The organism is Sporosarcina sp. G11-34, from assembly GCF_026931025.1.
The window spans coordinates 21,293-39,112 of record NZ_JAHNZW010000018.1 but is presented as its reverse complement, the minus strand read 5'-3'; the positions used below and the strand labels follow the sequence as shown (position 1 = coordinate 39,112).

Annotated in this window: 14 protein-coding genes, 1 other RNA gene and 1 pseudogene; 7 read left to right on the top strand and 9 right to left on the bottom strand. The window is 38.9% G+C overall.

The genetic code is table 11. The features are described from left to right. Positions 1-78: 78 nt before the first annotated feature. The 8 genes from KSU66_RS18910 to KSU66_RS18875 form a co-directional block, all read right to left on the bottom strand. Entirely contained in the window at positions 79-753 is a 675-nt protein-coding gene (locus tag KSU66_RS18910) for a response regulator (RefSeq protein WP_269053020.1), read from the bottom strand. After that, positions 750-2,282: an ATP-binding protein gene (locus tag KSU66_RS18905; RefSeq protein WP_269053019.1), complete on the bottom strand. Its 1,533-nt coding sequence runs from the start codon at positions 2,280-2,282 to the stop codon at positions 750-752. The genes KSU66_RS18910 and KSU66_RS18905 overlap by 4 nt, the downstream gene beginning before the upstream one ends. Positions 2,283-2,561: 279 nt before the next feature. Continuing rightward, positions 2,562-3,239 (bottom strand): GntR family transcriptional regulator, encoded by a 678-nt coding sequence (locus tag KSU66_RS18900; RefSeq protein WP_269053018.1) that lies wholly within the window; start codon positions 3,237-3,239, stop codon positions 2,562-2,564. A 22-nt stretch (positions 3,240-3,261) separates the two neighbouring features. Continuing rightward, entirely contained in the window at positions 3,262-5,958 is a 2,697-nt protein-coding gene (gene acnA, locus KSU66_RS18895; RefSeq protein WP_269053042.1) for an aconitate hydratase AcnA, read from the bottom strand. 53 nt (positions 5,959-6,011) lie between these two features. Next, on the bottom strand, positions 6,012-7,172 hold the full coding sequence (locus KSU66_RS18890; RefSeq protein ID WP_269053017.1) for a PrpF domain-containing protein: 1,161 nt from the start codon (positions 7,170-7,172) through the stop codon (positions 6,012-6,014). A 147-nt stretch (positions 7,173-7,319) separates the two neighbouring features. Then, positions 7,320-7,559 carry an indolepyruvate ferredoxin oxidoreductase subunit alpha gene (locus KSU66_RS18885; RefSeq protein ID WP_269053016.1) on the bottom strand — a complete coding sequence of 80 codons (240 nt, stop codon included), beginning with the start codon at positions 7,557-7,559 and terminating at the stop codon, positions 7,320-7,322. A 453-nt stretch (positions 7,560-8,012) separates the two neighbouring features. After that, positions 8,013-8,921 (bottom strand): homoserine O-acetyltransferase MetA, encoded by a 909-nt coding sequence (metA, locus tag KSU66_RS18880; RefSeq protein WP_269053015.1) that lies wholly within the window; start codon positions 8,919-8,921, stop codon positions 8,013-8,015. Between the two features lie 258 nt (positions 8,922-9,179). Further along, a complete protein-coding gene (locus tag KSU66_RS18875; protein ID WP_269053014.1) occupies positions 9,180-9,800 on the bottom strand; it encodes a hypothetical protein in 621 nt (206 codons plus the stop codon). Between the two features lie 141 nt (positions 9,801-9,941). Here KSU66_RS18875 and ssrS point away from each other — a divergent pair. Both ssrS and KSU66_RS18865 read left to right on the top strand, forming a co-directional pair. Continuing rightward, positions 9,942-10,136, top strand: a non-coding RNA gene (gene ssrS, locus KSU66_RS18870) — 6S RNA. Between the two features lie 75 nt (positions 10,137-10,211). Further along, positions 10,212-10,766 carry a DUF1273 domain-containing protein gene (locus KSU66_RS18865; protein WP_269053013.1) on the top strand — a complete coding sequence of 185 codons (555 nt, stop codon included), beginning with the start codon at positions 10,212-10,214 and terminating at the stop codon, positions 10,764-10,766. Positions 10,767-10,806: 40 nt separating this feature from the next. On the opposite strand, the gene KSU66_RS18860 is transcribed toward KSU66_RS18865, so the two are convergent. After that, on the bottom strand, positions 10,807-12,852 hold the full coding sequence (locus KSU66_RS18860; RefSeq protein ID WP_269053012.1) for a catalase: 2,046 nt from the start codon (positions 12,850-12,852) through the stop codon (positions 10,807-10,809). A gap of 168 nt (positions 12,853-13,020) precedes the next feature. Here KSU66_RS18860 and KSU66_RS18855 point away from each other — a divergent pair, with 168 nt between their 5' ends. From KSU66_RS18855 to KSU66_RS18835, 5 genes and pseudogenes are all read left to right on the top strand, one after another. Next, on the top strand, positions 13,021-14,100 hold the full coding sequence (locus tag KSU66_RS18855; RefSeq protein WP_269053011.1) for a tetratricopeptide repeat-containing glycosyltransferase family 2 protein: 1,080 nt from the start codon (positions 13,021-13,023) through the stop codon (positions 14,098-14,100). A gap of 320 nt (positions 14,101-14,420) precedes the next feature. After that, positions 14,421-14,864, top strand: a pseudogene (locus tag KSU66_RS21475) (BclA C-terminal domain-containing protein); the annotation flags it as partial. A 764-nt stretch (positions 14,865-15,628) separates the two neighbouring features. Continuing rightward, the gene (gene modA / locus KSU66_RS18845; RefSeq protein WP_269053010.1) at positions 15,629-16,408 is read left to right on the top strand and encodes a molybdate ABC transporter substrate-binding protein; all 780 of its coding nucleotides are present in this window, start codon (positions 15,629-15,631) and stop codon (positions 16,406-16,408) included. Positions 16,409-16,424: 16 nt separating this feature from the next. Continuing rightward, on the top strand, positions 16,425-17,117 hold the full coding sequence (gene modB, locus KSU66_RS18840) for a molybdate ABC transporter permease subunit (RefSeq protein ID WP_269053009.1): 693 nt from the start codon (positions 16,425-16,427) through the stop codon (positions 17,115-17,117). Between the two features lie 16 nt (positions 17,118-17,133). Further along, entirely contained in the window at positions 17,134-17,775 is a 642-nt protein-coding gene (locus tag KSU66_RS18835; protein ID WP_269053008.1) for an ATP-binding cassette domain-containing protein, read from the top strand. The last annotated feature ends 45 nt before the right edge of the window (positions 17,776-17,820 follow it).

The window sequence follows — 17,820 nt, the reverse complement described above, 5'->3', positions numbered from 1 at the left end:
TTTACAATTTAAAGGAACATAAGAAAGTTAAAACCATTTTGTTCATTAAGTTCAAAAAAGCATCCTCATAGAGAATGCTCACTGATGAAAATATTTTCTCTCGGGCCTACCGACGATTCCATACTCTAATTCCGCTTTCATCTTTCCAGTAGAAACAAGATGCTCCATATACCTTCGAGCCGTCGTTCGCGATGCACCTAGCCGCTCCCCCATCTCCTCTGCAGTTGTACCGTCCGGTAAACTTTTCACTATTTCAAGCACTTTCGATAGCGTGAGCTCATTTATTCCTTTGGGAAGATATTCATTGGACTTGGATTCAGTTGATGAAATTCTGAAAACTAAATCAACCATTTTCTGGTCGACAAACTCGTTTGACAGCATTATTTCTTTCTGTGTTTTATAGAGTTCTATTACTTCTCTCAACTTTTCTAATTCAACTGGTTTTATTAAATAGTAAAAAACACCGGCTTTCAGACTTCTCTCAAGTAAATTGGTATCCCTTGCAGCCGTTATCATTATGTAATCTAAATGACTATATTTTTTCTTTAACTCGATTACTAAATCGATACCTAGTTGATCTGGCATATAAACATCAACAAGCAAAAGGTCTACCTTGTGTGTTTCGATGAAACTCCAACTCTCTTCTGCACGCAATGCCTTGCCAACAACTTTAATGCCATCAATACTTTCTAGTAAACTTTGATGTATTTCAGCAATTCGGAAGTCATCTTCTACTATTAATACATTAATCATATCAAGTCTCCTTCTACTTTCTCTGTTTTAGGGATATACACGGAAAAAGTTGTACCGCTATCATCACTTGTCACTTGTATATCTCCGCCTAAACCTCGGACAATCTTTTGAACATTCGCCAATCCAAACCCATGATTCGCTTCACTTTTCGTTGAAAAACCTTGCTTAAATACCTCATATAATAAATCGGAATGAATTCCCGGACCGTTATCTGTAACTTCAATAATTATATCTTCACCAATATCAAGCGCAAAAAAACTTACTTCCCTTTTTTCTTGAGCAGATACCGCTTCGAGCGCATTGTCAATAAGATTGCCGATGATAATCGTCAATGCGCCAGTTCGGATAAACGGCGGTAATTCTTTAAGACTACTATTTTCATCTAAAACAAACGATGTTTTCATTTCTGATGCCATGCCCATTTTCCCTAGAATAATCGCTTGTACGTTCGAGTCCTTTATATGTTCAAATACTATTCGATTCTCATATTCAGTTACATCAATCTCCTCTTGAATCATTTGAATTGCTTGATCATACTTTCCTAACTGGAGAAGGCCTGATATAACATATAACTTATTCGTAAATTCATGTGTTTGCGCCCTTAAGTTATCCGAGTACTTACTCACTTCAAACAACCTATTTACCATTCCAATCGTTTCTGTCTTATCCTTAAATGTAATTACTGCTCCTTTTTGATTGACCCCATTCCGTAAAGGTACTGTGGTCATAATGAGTATCTTATCTTTCACATTTAACTCGAATGATTGATGAATTTCATTATTAATAAACTGTTCGCTTAGCACAAACGTTGGAATCACAGATTGAATCGGTTCGGTAATATGATTATGTGCCAAATCCAATATTTCTTTTGCCGCTGTATTCATCAAGGTAATGTTCCCAGAAGCATCAATAGCTATAATTCCTTCACTTATTGAAGATAGAATAGCTCTTCGTTCACTATAAAAAGCAGCAATTTGTTCTGGCTCTAATCCTAGCGTATCTTTTCGGATACTTCTGGCTAATAATACGCTTGATAAAATTGCCAGAACAAATATAAATAGCGAAAAATAAAAAAGGTTTTTTGCTCTTTCAAAAATAGCTCCGGATAAACTTTCAACTAAGAAACCCACTTTTACTGTCCCTATTATTTGATTATCATCATTATAAACGGGCGCTACTCCAACAATCGCTTGCCCCATTGTTTCACCCGATATACCCGAATAAAATCCTCCAAAAACAATTGCGGTGAATTCATCTTTAAATGTTGTTACCTGACCTACTCTTTCTTTATTAGGGTGCGTCAAAATCTGGCCGTTCTTATCTTTAATAACGATAAAAGAGGCACCTACTTGGGATTTGTAGTAGTCAATGATTGGAGGTAATTCCGCGGATTGATCTTCTGTTGAAATCGAATCTTGCACAGTATCCATATGTGATAATATTTTAGCTGTTTGTAAACTATTTTCTTCTGTTCTCTCATATGTTCGGCTGTAGTCTATGTATATAAAAAGGCCTAGCATGAGTATCATAATAAGTGATATCAAGGAAACGACCATTATAAGAATTTTCCGTTGCAGTGTCCCCTTGAACATGTAATCACCTATCCCTATTTTTCTCGTACAACTCTTTATCCCATTATAGCAGGCATAGGAAGGAGTTATAAGAAAAAGGTTGAAATATATATTGTTCGTTACTGATTGAATAGGCTAGTTGCAATACACCTAGATTTAAATCGTCAATTCGTTTTAACATAATTAGTTTCGTAAAAGGCAATAATTCAACTGAATCATTGCCTTTCCAAAGACTCTCTATATATTCAAATCTAACTCTAGTGTTACCTTTGCAATCTCTAAACTTCGGTTAATATGCTTTCTCATTTCAATTTCTACATTTTCAGGATTACCTTCACGTATTAAGTTTAAAATTTCTTTATGCTCTTGTACAGGAACGGTATGGATATACGCTGGATTTTTATATCCGCTAATTCTTCGATAGCGTTCAATTTGTCCATTTAACTGTTCCATAAAACGCTTAGCTGTTTGATTCGTACTTAATGAATAAAGGATTGCATGAAATTGACTACCATACATCACTGTATGTTCATTACGATTTTCTGCAGCTGACAATTTCATTAATACGACTAAGTCATCTAACTCTTGTAGCTTTTCATCTGTCATATTTATGGTTGCTTCTTTCGCCAATAGACCTTCCATGACCTCCCGCACTTTATATACTTCTTCTACTTCGGTTAACGTTATCGGCGCCACATATATTCTACCGTTCGGCTTTTTAATGAGTAAACCTTCCAAAGTAAGCCGATATAATGCTTGACGTAATGGTGTTCTACTAACTTCAAGTTCTTTAGATAACTGCTCTTCGATAAGTTGTAACTCAGGTTCGTACTGAAATTTAATAATTCTTTGTTTTAATTCTTGATAAGCAACGTCACTTGATGACATTCTTTTGCCGTGTAATAGTCCGTCCATAATAAAATCCTCTTGCATAAATTTATAGGGTGAATTGCTTCATTACGAAGGGTAATATACCACCGTTCATATAATGTTCTACTTCTACAACACTATCCAACCTTACAATTGCTTTAAACGTATTTACTTCACCATTCGACTTTGTGACTTTGATTGTCACTCTTTGTCCGTGACTAGGTACCTCATTCAACCCAGTAATATCAAATTGTTCCGTACCATCTAAATTATGATAAGAGGCATTTTCATCTTTCATAAACTGTATCGGAAGTACGCCCATACCAACAAGATTACTTCGATGAATTCGCTCAAAACTTTCCGCAAGCACGGCTTTCACCCCGAGTAAAGCAGTCCCTTTCGCTGCCCAATCCCTTGAACTTCCTGTGCCGTATTCACCACCTGCAATAATGAGTAAGCTTTTATTTATTTCTTGATATTTCATAGCTGCATCAAACACCGGCAAGATTTCGCCAGTTGGGAAGAATTTCGTGTAGCCCCCTTCTTTCCCTTCGACTAGCTCATTTCGTAAACGGATATTAGCAAATGTTCCTCTCATCATGACATGATGATTGCCACGTCTTGAACCGTAGGAGTTAAATTGTCTCGGAGAAACTCCCCGTTCAGTTAAATAAATACCTGCTGGGGATGTAAGTGCAATATGCCCTACAGGTGATATATGATCTGTCGTAATCGAATCTCTCAGCATTAACAACACGTTCATAGCTTGAAATCTTTCGGTAATGGACTCTTTGTTGCTCACACTTTTTAAAAACGGTGCTTCCTGTATGTATGTTGAATTTTCATCCCATTCATATAAAGGTCCAGTAGGTGCATGAATTGCATTCCAACGATCGTTCTCAAATATACTTCCATACTGACTTTCAAATAGAGTCGCATGGACAGTGGATGCTGTAATTTCTTCAATTTCTTTGGATGAGGGCCATATGTCTTTTAAATAAACGCCATTTCCGTCAAGATCTTTTCCTAAAGGTTCGTTAATTAAATCTTTTTGAACGGATCCGGCAAGAGCATATGCGACCACTAATGGAGGAGATCCTAAGTAATTTGCTTTGATTAGTGGGTGAACTCTACCTTCAAAGTTCCGGTTTCCACTTAGGACAGACGATACGATTAAATCATGTTCTTGAATCACATCTTCAATTTCTTCAGCAAGGGGCCCAGTGTTTCCACAGCACGCACCGCATCCATATCCGTCGACATAAAACCCGAGTTCTTCCAGATACGCAAGTAGCCCCGAGTGTTGTAAGTATTTCGTAACAACTGTAGAACCAGGCGTTAAACTTGTTTTGACATGTGTTGCTGTGACAAGCCCTTTTTCCACCGCTTTTTTCGCAAGTAACCCCGCAGCAATCATTACATATGGATTCGACGTATTTGTGCAACTCGTAATTGCCGCTAGTACTATGTCACCCGTTGTAAGCTCTGTTTCGGACTTTTCCAATATGAACTTTCTCTCTAGTTCTTCAGGAGGTAATCCATAGCCACGTTCGGCAACGGGTTTAGAAAGAGATGCCATAAACTCTTCTTTCATTGCAGTAAGTGCCACCTTATCTTGTGGTCTTTTAGGTCCAGCTAAACTCGGGACAATTTTTGTCAAATCCAGTTCAATTACCTCTGTAAATACTGGGTCTTCTGTTAATTCAGTGCGGAATAACCCTTGCGCTTGATGATACGCCTTGGACAACTCAACATATCGGCTTCTTCCCGTTAAATCTAAATAATCCATCGTAACTTCATCGGTAGGAAAAAATGACATTGTTGCACCGTATTCCGGCGCCATATTAGCGATAGTTGCCCGGTCCGCAAGCGTAATATGTGCCAGCGAGGAACCGAAAAATTCTACTATTTTTCCAACGACTCCTTTTTCACGCAGCAAACTTGTTACAGTTAATGCTAAATCTGTCGCCGTTGAGCCTTCTGGTAATTTTCCAACAAGCTTTACGCCGACAACTTCTGGGATGACAAAGTAAAGCGGTTGCCCTAACATTGCAGCTTCGGCTTCAATTCCTCCAACACCCCACCCAATCGTACCTAGCCCATTAATCATTGGCGTATGTGAATCTGTTCCGACCAATGTATCCAAATGTACTTCAGTTGACCCATTCTGTTCGGTGGTCGTAACTGATGTGCCCAAGTGCTCTAAATTAACTTGGTGAACAATTCCAGAAGCAGGTGGAACCACCCTGAAATTATCGAATGCTTGTTGTGCCCATCTAACAAACCTATATCGTTCAGCGTTTCGTTCATATTCCAACTCAAGGTTGTAATTAAAGGCATCCTCATTCCCCGACGAATCTACAATAACGGAGTGATCAACGATTAAATCAACAGGGATTTGTGGATTAATTAATTCACTATTCCCTTCCAATTCAACAACAGCGCTTCTCATCGCCGCGAGATCAACAATTGCAGGAACACCTGTGAAATCTTGCAGGATAACTCTTGCAGGCTTAAAGGGGATTTCTTTATTACTTCTTTGTGTCGTTTGCCAATTTGCTAGCAAAGCTATGTGTTCATCTGTAATTTGCTTACCATCGAATTGCCTTATTGCACTTTCGAGTAGTGCCTTTATGGAATATGGCAGCCTAGATATATTCCCCATACCCTGCCCTTCCAATTGTTGAAGACTGTAATAGTGATACGTATTATCCTCTACTTTTAGTGTAGTATAAACTTCGCTCTTGATCTCGGAATAGTCCATTTCGGAAAAACCTTCCCTTCCTCTTTCACAACCCATTTCACCAATAATACTTTTCATTCGGGAATATAAAGATTCCCTGCGATTATCCGCCTGGCAGTTCGGTCCAGCCCGACATATTCGATATCTTCTCCATCTGCGGTTAATCGGACTCTCACCTGTGCAATTCCATCTGGATGACCAATTCTGACGACACGTTCTCCAATATCCGCCTTAAATCCGGAACAGTTATTTGGAATTGTTCCGGGTATTAGTGCAGCGGCGGCTAAATTGTATAATCCGCTTCCTGCGAAAGTACGGTGAAATTTACCCATTGAAACCATTTTGGCAATGATATCAACTTCATCTTTCATTATTTCTGTTCCCGATGTTGTCACATAATCTTCCGGGGCTGAGACGATTGCTATTTTAGGAATCGCCGGAGCATCGACCGCTTCAGTAATAGATTTCGTCAAGCCCGTTTGAACCGACATTTCACACCTGACAAGTTCTAATAGATCAAGCAACTTATTGTCATCCGACAAGTCTGTAAACAGTTTCTTTTCATCCACCCCGATTGACTCGGCTGTTAAATAAACGAAGGGATTCACAATATCGATGACTGAAACATTAAATTGTTTTTCCTTTATAATTAATTCACACGTAGTTCCTAAAGGTAACGTGCTCCCCAACTTACCTCCACCCGGTGCTAAAATATCGACCACATACTTGGCTCCTGGCAATTTCATACCCGACATTTCATAAGTACCGTTAACTTTTGATTTTCCATTTATAGTTGGAACCTTTAAACGAATCAACTTTCCAATGTTCGTGTTAAATGCAGTAACGGTGAAATATCCTTCGCAAGGAACAAAGGATTCTTTACCTTGACTTCTTATTGAAACAAGTCCTTCATCAATAGCATAGGCGCCCACTGCCGCCATTAAATTACCGCAAGTCCCATTCGCATCTATAACTTCTTCACCAATTCCTATTTGATAAAAAGTATAATCCACATGTGCCCCTTCAACCGAAGGTGGCTTAATGACGACAACTTTACTTGTATGAGAAGTCCCACTCCCTAAGCCATTCACTTGTGAAAGATTATAGGCGTCTAATCCATTCAAAAATATTTTTTGCCTTCCTTTTTTATCCTTGGGTAAATCAGTTTCACTAAAAAATAAACCTCTACTCGTTCCTCCTCGGTAAACAGCACAAGGTACTGAAAATTGGCTCATAGAATCTCCCCTTTTCGTATAATCGTATACAATTATACGAATACTATCAACCCTTCTTTCAAAAACAAATGAATTATTAGTTTATAAGAATAAAAAAAGGGACACGCTCATTTATGAACGTATCCCTCTAGCTTATAAAAATATTATTTATGCGATATTATAAAATGTTTTTGCTTTTTCTAGGAATGGAAGATCCTCAGTCAGCAAATCTTCTTCGTGGTAAATTGCTTCAACAGGACAAGCCGCTACACAAGCTCCACAATCTATACAAGTATCCGGGTCGATGAAGAACTGATCTTCGCCTTCTTCTATACAGTCAACGGGACACACTGTTACGCAGTCTGCTGCTTTTTCTGATATACATGCATTCGTAATTACATAGGCCATATTAAACGCCTCCTTAAAAAATAGTTTTACATATACATTCAGTTTAATATACTTTGAGTAAAATAAAAACCCAAATGCTTTATTATCAATGTAACCATTTACTACAAGTAATTAAAGTGTTTGACTTCCCATCACAAGTATGAGATAATAATCAAGTTAACAATTCGGGTAACAAATGAAATTTGATTTCTGGCATTCTACGTAATGTTTTTGAGAATACTTATTCACACTGGCGCGACTATAGGGTCGCAAGGACGTAAAAGTAGGTAGGGTTTACGTTGCTTAGGTTAGAGGACGCCTAGTGGAGCAATTACCGCGGTTAAGAAAGTTTATACTTTCTATGGAAATTATTCTCCCGTTTAATCGGGATGAAAAATCAATTCAAAAATTTAATGTTACCTAATAAATTAAAGGGATACGCTCATCGATGAGCGTATCCCTTTTCCAATTCCATTATTTCCATTCGAATGGTGTTTCTTGATAAACATAATAATTGAGCCAATTTGAAAAGAGTAAGTGTGTATGCGAACGCCATGTATTCAATGGTTCTCTCGCTGGATCATCATTCGGGAAGTAGTTTGCAGGGATCTTGACGTCAACCCCTTTATTAATGTCTCGGTTAAACTCTTCGGCAAGTGTGTCTGCATCGTACTCAAGGTGTCCCGTGATCATAATATGCTTTTCATCCTTTGAAATGACTATAAACGCCCCAGCATCATCCGACTTCGAAAGCAGTGTTAATTCTGGATTTCTCTCAATTTCTTCCACAGGTACATCTGTATAACGTGAATGAGGCGCATTAAACTCATCATTGAAACCACGTACCAAATTCACCGTGGGATCCGAAACGTTGTGTGAGAATACCCCAAAACATTTCTCGGGCAAATCGAATTTATCAATTCCATAATGATGATAAAGAGCCGCCTGCGCGCCCCAACAAATATGTAAGACGGACGTTACATTTTCTTTAGACCATTCCATAATTTCCGTTAACTCTTCCCAATAATTCACATCTTTAAATGCTAAATGTTCAATCGGCGCACCTGTAATAATTAATCCATCAAAACGACGTCCTTTTACCTCCTGGAAAGTTTCGTAGAAATCATCTAAATGAGATTTGCTAATATTTTTCGACTTATGAGATGCCGTATTTAAAAAAGATATATTGACTTGTAAAGGCGTATTTCCCAACAGCCGTAGCAACTGTAACTCTGTCCGCTCTTTTTCAGGCATCAAATTTAGTATGGCTATATTAAGGGGACGTATATCCTGTTCTTTCGCACGCCCTTCTTCCATAACAAATATTTTTTCCTTTTTCAATAATTGTTTCGCTGGTAATTCCCCGGGTATGTTTATTGGCATTTAATCTCTCTCCCTTTCAACTTAAAGCCTATTCTTTATCTAACAACAGTATACACTATTTTCACTCAATTCAAATGACTCGCAATTGAATGATTGAGTAGAATTTAAATAGGTATACGAGTAAGAATAACTATTATGAAAGGATTTCCCTTGATCACCTTCCCTAAAGACTTCGGTAAATCGAAGTTATACATATACCTTCTGACGTAATAACAAAGAGTGTCAGCTACGCAAAAGTCTTGTGTGCTGACACTCTTATTAGTCAATACTTTTCTCGTTTCTCTTTAATTTATAGCGTACTATTGGTAATTCTGAACCACTAATTATTTGATTAATATAGGATGAGGTAGACTTGTAACTTTCTTCAATTTTCTCCGCTAAAAAGTGTGTTCGTTCATAAAGAGCGGAACGAAGGCTGTCGATTTGCCTTACCATCTTTTCCGATAATGCTTCCTGGTTTTCGAGGCGACTAATTACTTCATCTTGGGTATTTTGATGCTTTAATACTTGAGTTTCCATCTTTTGTTGCAAATCTATTTGCTGAGCCATTTTCAAAATAAGCTCCTCATTCTTCTCCCCATATTTCTCCAATGAGTCGATGACGCCACTTTCAACCTCTTTTTGCTCGGTGGATCTGTCGTCCAGTTTTTTCAAGTTATATTTTATACTTGTTATCCTTCTTGACTGTAACTGAGTTTGTTTTTTATACTCTTCTTCCAGTTCCTGAAAAGATTTCCTTAACAATTCATTTGCTTCTTTTTGTTCTTTTATCATTTCTGACATATAATCTTGCTTATAAACGCTTTGATTTGGTTCCTTAATGTCTAGCTGACTTTTATAAACATCTGGATGATTATCATTATTGATGAATAAAGCCATCTTTGTATCCCCCCAATTGCGTATATATTTCTATTCTATGCGATTAGACAGGAAGGCGATAACACTTCTTTTAACTTACACTTTATATGTTCAGGTAAATCTTTCTATTGAATGCTGGTATCAAGTCGTGTATACTAACGTTATAAGCTGCATTGTTCGTATGACAATTAAGTTTTAACCTTTATACTGTAACAGGGAGTTTTACATCGGGATCGGAATGGCATACTTCATTCTTTTTAAAACAATGAGGACAGACAGGAAGATTCTTGCGAACACCCACTTATTAAAGTGGTGGTTTAAAACTTTCTATATAAATACGGCAGAGGCGGCTTTCTTACATAAGTTATATCCAGTCAGTTTCCAGTGGAAGCTGACTTTTTTTATTTTATCGAATTGGAGGCAAGTGTTTATATGAAACGTTTAGTCGTTACGGGTTATAAACAGCACGAGCTTGGTATTTTTGATGATAATCATCCGGGAATTAAATATATTAAACTGGCATTAGAAAGTCGATTCCTTTCTTTACTTGATGAGGGCCTTGAATGGGTCATTGTCAGCGGTCAACTTGGCGTTGAAGCATGGGCAGTAGAAGTTGTAATGGAGCTAAAAGAAACTTATCCTCAGTTGAATTATGCAGTCATCACCCCCTTCCTTGAACAAGAAAAGAATTGGAACGAGACGAACAAGGAAAAGTATGAGGAACTCATTGTGAATGCCGATTACCATGTAAGCCTCACGTCTATTCCATATGAAGCTCCGTGGCAGTTTGTAGAAAAGAACAAGTTTTTCTTGCGTAATTCCGATGGGCTTCTTATTCTTTACGATTCGGAAAATGAAGGTTCCCCTAAGTTCCTGAAAGAAGCAGCGGACCGTTATGCAGATACATCTGATTACCAAGTCATCACGATTACGCCAGACGATTTACAAATGATTGCCGAAGACGAACAAATGAAAGAATGGTATTGAAAAAGGCTGACGCTCCATTTAATGGATGTCAGCCATTTTTTTAGTAGATGTCACGTTTCCAAAAACGCTGCTTCGCAATTGCCTTTATAAATGATTTATCAAAATTAGGATTGTCTACTGCAAAAATAATTCCAGGTCCAGCTTTCGCTTCTGATGCCTCAAAGAACGAGGTCCCACTCTTCGCTATTCCAATCGGTTTGTAGTGCATGTAAGCTTCTTCGATAAAGTCCTCTACATCCTTATTAAACTTCGCTTGATTGTTTGCAGTTCCTCCGACGACGTATAACGCATCATATAAGACCGGGCTGCTCGTGAGAAACGTTTCTGTAATATTCCCCTTTACATTATCTGCACTTCTAACCGTTCCCAATATTTCACTGATAAGATTCACGACAACACCGGCATTTGTTAGTGCATTGACAGTCGATTTCACCTCCGCAGCGTCAAATCCATTGCCAATTAGCACGCCGACTTTCAACGTGTAAGGATAACTATTCGTATTTTCCTGACTGAGCGCCGGAGAAGATGCAGTGACTGACGATTGTTCCCCTGTAGGCCGTTTCACTCCGATATTATCCGCAATAATAGTGGCCATTTCCTTATCTACATTAACAAACATATTGACAACTTGCTGTCTGACACTTCGATTCTTTACCTTTCCCACTTCGAATGAAAATGCTTCAATAATATGCTTCTTTTCCGGCGGTGACATACTATTCCAAAATAACCTTGCTTGAGAAAAATGATCCTTGAATGAATCACTTCTCGCTTGGATTACACGGCCCTCAACTTTTTCCTGATAATGAACAAACCCACCTTCTTTGGCAGTAGATGTTGCAGGTGTATTATTCGCAAGTGAATTATTGTGGTAGCTTACTTTCCCGACATTAATTGTTTGGCGGCTGTAGCCATTCCGCTGGTTATTATGAAATGGACATACGGGGCGGTTAATCGGTATTTCAGCGAAGTTCGGACCTCCAAGACGAATAAGCTGGGTATCTAAATATGAAAACAATCTTCCTTGAAGTAATGGATCATTTGTAAAATCAATCCCTGGAACAACATTTCCTGGGTGGAAAGCCACTTGCTCTGTTTCTGCAAATACGTTGTCGACATTTCGGTTCAATGTCATTTTCCCAATTATTTTAACGGGGACAATTTCTTCCGGCCATATTTTCGTTGCATCAAGAACATCGAAGTCGAACTTAAATTCATCTTCTTCTTCAATCATTTGAACGCCAAACTCATATTCGACAAAATGCCCAATTTCAATTGATTCCCATAAATCCCGTCGTTGGTAGTCTGCATCTTTCCCAGATATTTTCTGCGCTTCATCCCAAACAAGTGAATGGACACCAAGCACTGGTTTCCAATGAAATTTCACAAACCGCGACTTTCCTTTATCGTTTACAAAACGAAATGTATGAACACCGAAACCTTCCATCATCCGCCAGCTTTTCGGGATGGATCGGTCTGACATTTGCCACATGACCGTATGAGCTGACTCCTGATTATTGGCTACGAAATCCCAAAATGTATCGTGTGCGGTAGAGGCTTGCGGAATTTCATTGTGCGGCTCCGGCTTTACTGCATGAATAAGATCAGGGAACTTGATGGCATCTTGTATAAAAAATACGGGAACGTTATTGCCTACGAGATCGTAGTTCCCTTCTTCTGTATAAAACTTAGTCGCAAAACCACGTATATCCCGCACAGTATCAGACGATCCACTACTTCCGGCAACATTTGAATACCTCACAAAAACCGGAGTTTTCGTACCTGGATCTTGAAGAAATCCGGCTTTAGTAAACTCTTTCATGGATTCATACAACTCGAACTCCCCGTGTGCCGCATAGCCCCTGGCATGAACAACGCGCTCCGGAATTCGTTCATGGTCAAAATGCGTTACTTTTTCTCGGAAATGAAAATCCTCCATTAGCGTTGGACCACGGACCCCAGCTTTTAATGAAAATTCATCTTCTGATACTTTTAAGCCTTGATTCGTTGTCATTTTTGTTCCCTTATCCACAACCCGATACTGCTCCAACTGTTTATCTTTACTATTTCCTTTTGATGATTCCTTCATTTTATCCCCTTTCGATCATTCAATAGCCCAAATTTGCGCTAGTTTACTATATGCAGTGATATATGTGAAGGAAACCCGTTTTCAACAAATGAGAAGGAGCTGGACATTCCATCCCGTCATATTAATTAATTCCGCATATACATAAAGGGAATGTTTGGAGGGATAAATGTGATAACGATAAGTTTGTGCATGATCGTTAAAAATGAAGAAGAGGTAATCGGAAGGTGTTTAGACTCAGTGCTAGGGCTTGTTGATGAGATTAACATCGTAGACACAGGTTCCACAGATAAGACAAAAGAAATTGTCAAAAAGTATACGAATCGAATTTTTGATTTTCCCTGGATTGATGATTTTGCAGCGGCAAGAAACTTTTCATTTCAACAAGCTACGAAAACATACATTCTTTGGCTAGATGCTGATGATGTATTTACTGAAGAAAATCGGGATAAGTTTAAAATGCTGAAAAAATCACTTCAGCAATCAACCGATGCGGTTTCAATGGATTATCAGTTAAGTTTTGATAGCGAAGGGAATTTAACTTCCCATCTAAGAAGGCATCGTTTAGTCAAAAAGGAAAACAAGTTTTTATGGATCGGGGCTGTTCATGAGTATCTGGCTGTGTCAGGGGAGATTTTCGTAAGCGAAGTGGCTGTCACCCATTCCCCTTTGAGTCATGATTCTGAGCGAAACCTGAGAATATACAAAAAGTTGGTGGATTCGGGTGAAACACTCTCTCCCCGAGATACTTTTTATTATGCCAATGAGCTCGTGGACCATAGTCTTTTTGAGGAAGCTATCCTTTACTATGAACGGTTTCTAACCTCGAATCTTGGGTGGATAGAAGATAATATTAGGGCCTGTTTTAAACTGGCCGATTGTTATCTTGCATTAAACGACAAAGACAATGAGGTTAAGTCCACCTTGCGTACCTTTACCTATGATGTGCCCCGCCCAGAAGCGTGTTGCCGTCTTGGCTATTACTTTATGGAACAACAGAAAAACTCTGAAGCAATTTACTGGTACAGTCAAGCGCCGATTCATGAAAATAACCAACAAGTAAGCTATCAAAATATTTCATTTTCTACTTGGTTACCCCATCTTCAATTATGTGTTCTGTATGACCGCTTAAAACAATACGACAAGTCCTATTTCCATAATGAAATAGCTAGAAAATACAAGCCGAATGATAGCACTATTATCAACAATAAAATTTATTTGGATTCAATAATTGACGACCACAAATATTAATATTGATTAATATATATGGTTACCATAATAAGATTAGAGCTGTCCATAATTGATATTCATCCATATATTGCTGACTGCTACTACGCCTTTCTTATAAACAACCGCACTGATATTAGATTGGGCCTCCAATGTTGAATGATTTAATACAATAATATACATTTACCATCGGAGCCCTTCCTTAAGCTAGAGCAAATAGATATTTGTATGATTCCCTTTCCTTCATTTGGCTCTTTTTTTAATTTTAATGTGTACAAGTAGTTGATAGCCCGTCGTCCCGACCGACTAGTTGAATAAGATGTTAGAGAAAGGGAGGTGAAAATATGAGTAAAAAAGATAAATGTGATAAATGTAATAAATGTAAGCGCAAATCTTGTTGTTGCATAATTAAATGCAAGGGGCCAACTGGACCGACTGGACCTACGGGTGCGAACGGACTTCCGGGTGCAACTGGTGCGACAGGACCTACCGGAGCAAATGGTTTAATTGGACCAACTGGACCGACGGGTGCGAACGGACTTCCAGGTGCAACTGGTGCGACAGGACCTACTGGGGCAAATGGAACTAACGGAGCTACCGGACCGACTGGACCTACGGGTGTGAACGGACTTCCGGGTGCAACTGGTGCGACAGGACCTACTGGGGCAAATGGAACTAACGGAGCTACCGGACCTACCGGACCGACGGGTGCGAACGGACTTCCGGGTGCAACTGGCGCGACTGGACCTACCGGACCCACGGGTTCGACTGGACAAGGAGCCATGACGATCTATTTAGCAACAGATCAATCCATTGGAAATTTAGATTTCCTTGGGCTTGGTAGTTCATCTGGTGGTGTTATGGGTTTTGTGCGAAATAATGTAGTCGTTCCTCAAGACGCAACCATTACAGGCCTGGTATTCAGTATTCGCGATGAAGGTTTAGACGCGGATGAGACGTTTAGTGCCGAGATATTTAGAAGCACAAATTGTGGTGTTACTGCAACAGGAACAGGTATCATAGCGACTGTTCAAGGACCAAATCTTCCAAATTGTTGCGCTGTAGCAGTTGGAAACGTCGATGTTCTGCAATGTGATTTATTGTCAGTAAGAGTAACCACGAATGGTGATGCAGCCGCGAGTGGTGTTGCTGCTACTATTCTATTTAGCACTCCCTAATTAGTTAGAGTTACCTTGGGAATCCTCCCGCACTACATTATCAATTTGAATTAGCGGGAGGTATGTTAAATATAAAAATAAATCGTTATAAACGAAATTAACTGATAATGTTAGCCCCCTTCAACTTAAACTGAAGGGGGTTTTATTTGCCTAATAATATTTCGTAAGTTTCCATTTTACCTGGCAATTAAATTTTAATTTCTTCACCTCTTCCCAAATATTTGGATACTAAAAATTTTATAGTTCACGATTTCTTCGCTCTAAGTTAGACACATTTATTTAGTTTTCTCATTTACTTATATAACAAATCCAATTAGACTTAAGAGTAACTACGTTTTATTGAATATCTGTAATTACTAGATAGGAGAATCTAATTGAAAAAAATAACGCTGTTAGTGTTCCTTCTGTTTTCCCTTATACTGACGGCTTGTGTCAACGATCAAAATAATGCCTCTGCAACAGATAAACCTGTTAAATTAATGGTTTCTGCGGCGACTAGTTTAACAGCTGCAATGGAAGAAATACAGGTGCTTTATGAAAGCCAAAATAATGTACTACTAACATTTAACATAGGCGGCTCTGGAAGCCTCGCACAGAAAATTCAACAGGGAGCACCTGTGGATGTTTTCATTTCTGCAAATCTAGAGTGGATGGATACATTAGATCGAGAAAATCTCATTATCCGGGAGACGCGTGAAGATATTACAGGTAACAAACTTGTTCTCATAACCGGCAATAATTCGCCTATCGACTATGAATCAATTGAAGATATTTCAGCAAATGACATTGCACAATTCGCAATTGGAAACCCCGAAAGCGTCCCTGCAGGAATGTATTCAAAACAACTCTTACACACGCTGGATATGTGGGATTCATTAGAAGACAAACTTGTCCTTGCAAAAGATGTCCGCCAAGTGCTAACGTATGTTGAAACAGGCAATGTGGACATCGGTTTTATCTATGAAAGTGATGCGCTTACTTCTGAAAGTATTAAAGTTTTGGCAACCGTTGAAGATGGTTTTCATGATCCTATTATCTATCCCGCAGCTGTACTAAAAGATTCGAAACATGAAAATGAAGCCTCGGATTTTGTTGAGTTTATGGCTTCAGATGAAGCACAGATGATTTTTGTGAAACATGGTTTCAGAAAATGAAGTTAGGTGATTTGTATTGACTGATGTAAATCTTTCTCCTTTATGGCTATCCTTTAAAACAGCCGCTATTGCTACGGTTATTGTCTTTATTATCGGTGTGTTCCTTGCACGGGTCCTTGCTCGAAATTCGTTTTACGGAAAAAGCGCCATTGAAGCCATTATTTTATTACCACTCGTGCTTCCACCAACTGTCGTTGGATTTGGGTTGCTGTATCTGTTTGGCAAAAACGGATTTTTAGGACGGTTGCTTATCGATTGGTTTGATTTCCAGGTCGTCTTCTCATGGTATGCAGTCATTATCGCGGCCGTTGTCGTTTCTTTTCCACTAATGTATCAAAGTGCTGCCGCCGCATTTCAAAAGTATGAGCCAAATATTGAATACGCTGCTTATACGATGGGCGCATCGAAATGGAAAGTCTTTTGGACAATTTCATTTCCACTCGCCTGGCCAGGATTATTAGCCGGTTTAGTGTTATCCTTTGCCCGCGCGCTTGGCGAATTTGGCGCGACACTTATGCTTGCCGGTTATATTCCTAACGTGACGGATACGATTCCCTTAGCCATTTACTTTGCAGTTGAATCAGGCAATATGGAGATGGCGACATTTTGGGTTGTAATTATCATAGCTCTTGGATTTAGTGCCATTCTTTGGCTGAACTGGTGGAGTAAACGAAACATGATACGCTATTCAGAACCGCGAAAAAAGTAGTGTAAAGGAGTCTATAATGCTTACAGTCACAATAGAAAAAACATTGTCCCATTTTGACTTAGCCATCGATTTCAAGGTAGCGAAAGAGGAAATCGTCGTGCTTTTTGGCCCTTCTGGTTCCGGTAAAACGACAATCCTTAATAGTATTGCGGGGCTTACGAAGGCAACAGATGGAGTTATCAAACTGAATAACAGGGTTTTATTCGAAGTAAAAAAGATAAATGTCCCTATCCAGCAACGTAAAATAGGTTATCTCTTTCAAGACTACGCCTTGTTTCCTCATTTGACTGTGTGGAAAAATATCGCATACGGCATGAAATCCGAAGACTTTGCAATTAAACTAATGAATGAGTTAGGTATTGGGCATTTGAAGGATCAATATCCCAACGAAGTATCGGGAGGAGAAAAACAACGCGTCGCCATTGCACGTGCGTTGGCAACCGAACCCGATCTTCTGCTTTTGGACGAACCGTTCTCAGCATTAGACGATGCAACACGTGATAGAAGTCATGATGAATTATTACGACTTCATAAACTATGGAAAATACCAATCATCCTGGTTACACATAGCCATAGCGAAGCTTTAAAATTAGGCGCTCGAATTTTGTATTTAGAAGAAGGTAAATTACAGAGTCAGCAAGGTAAAGAGATGAGCTAGTCAAGGAATATTGACTAGCTCATTTGGATAGCCTTACGGGTTTAC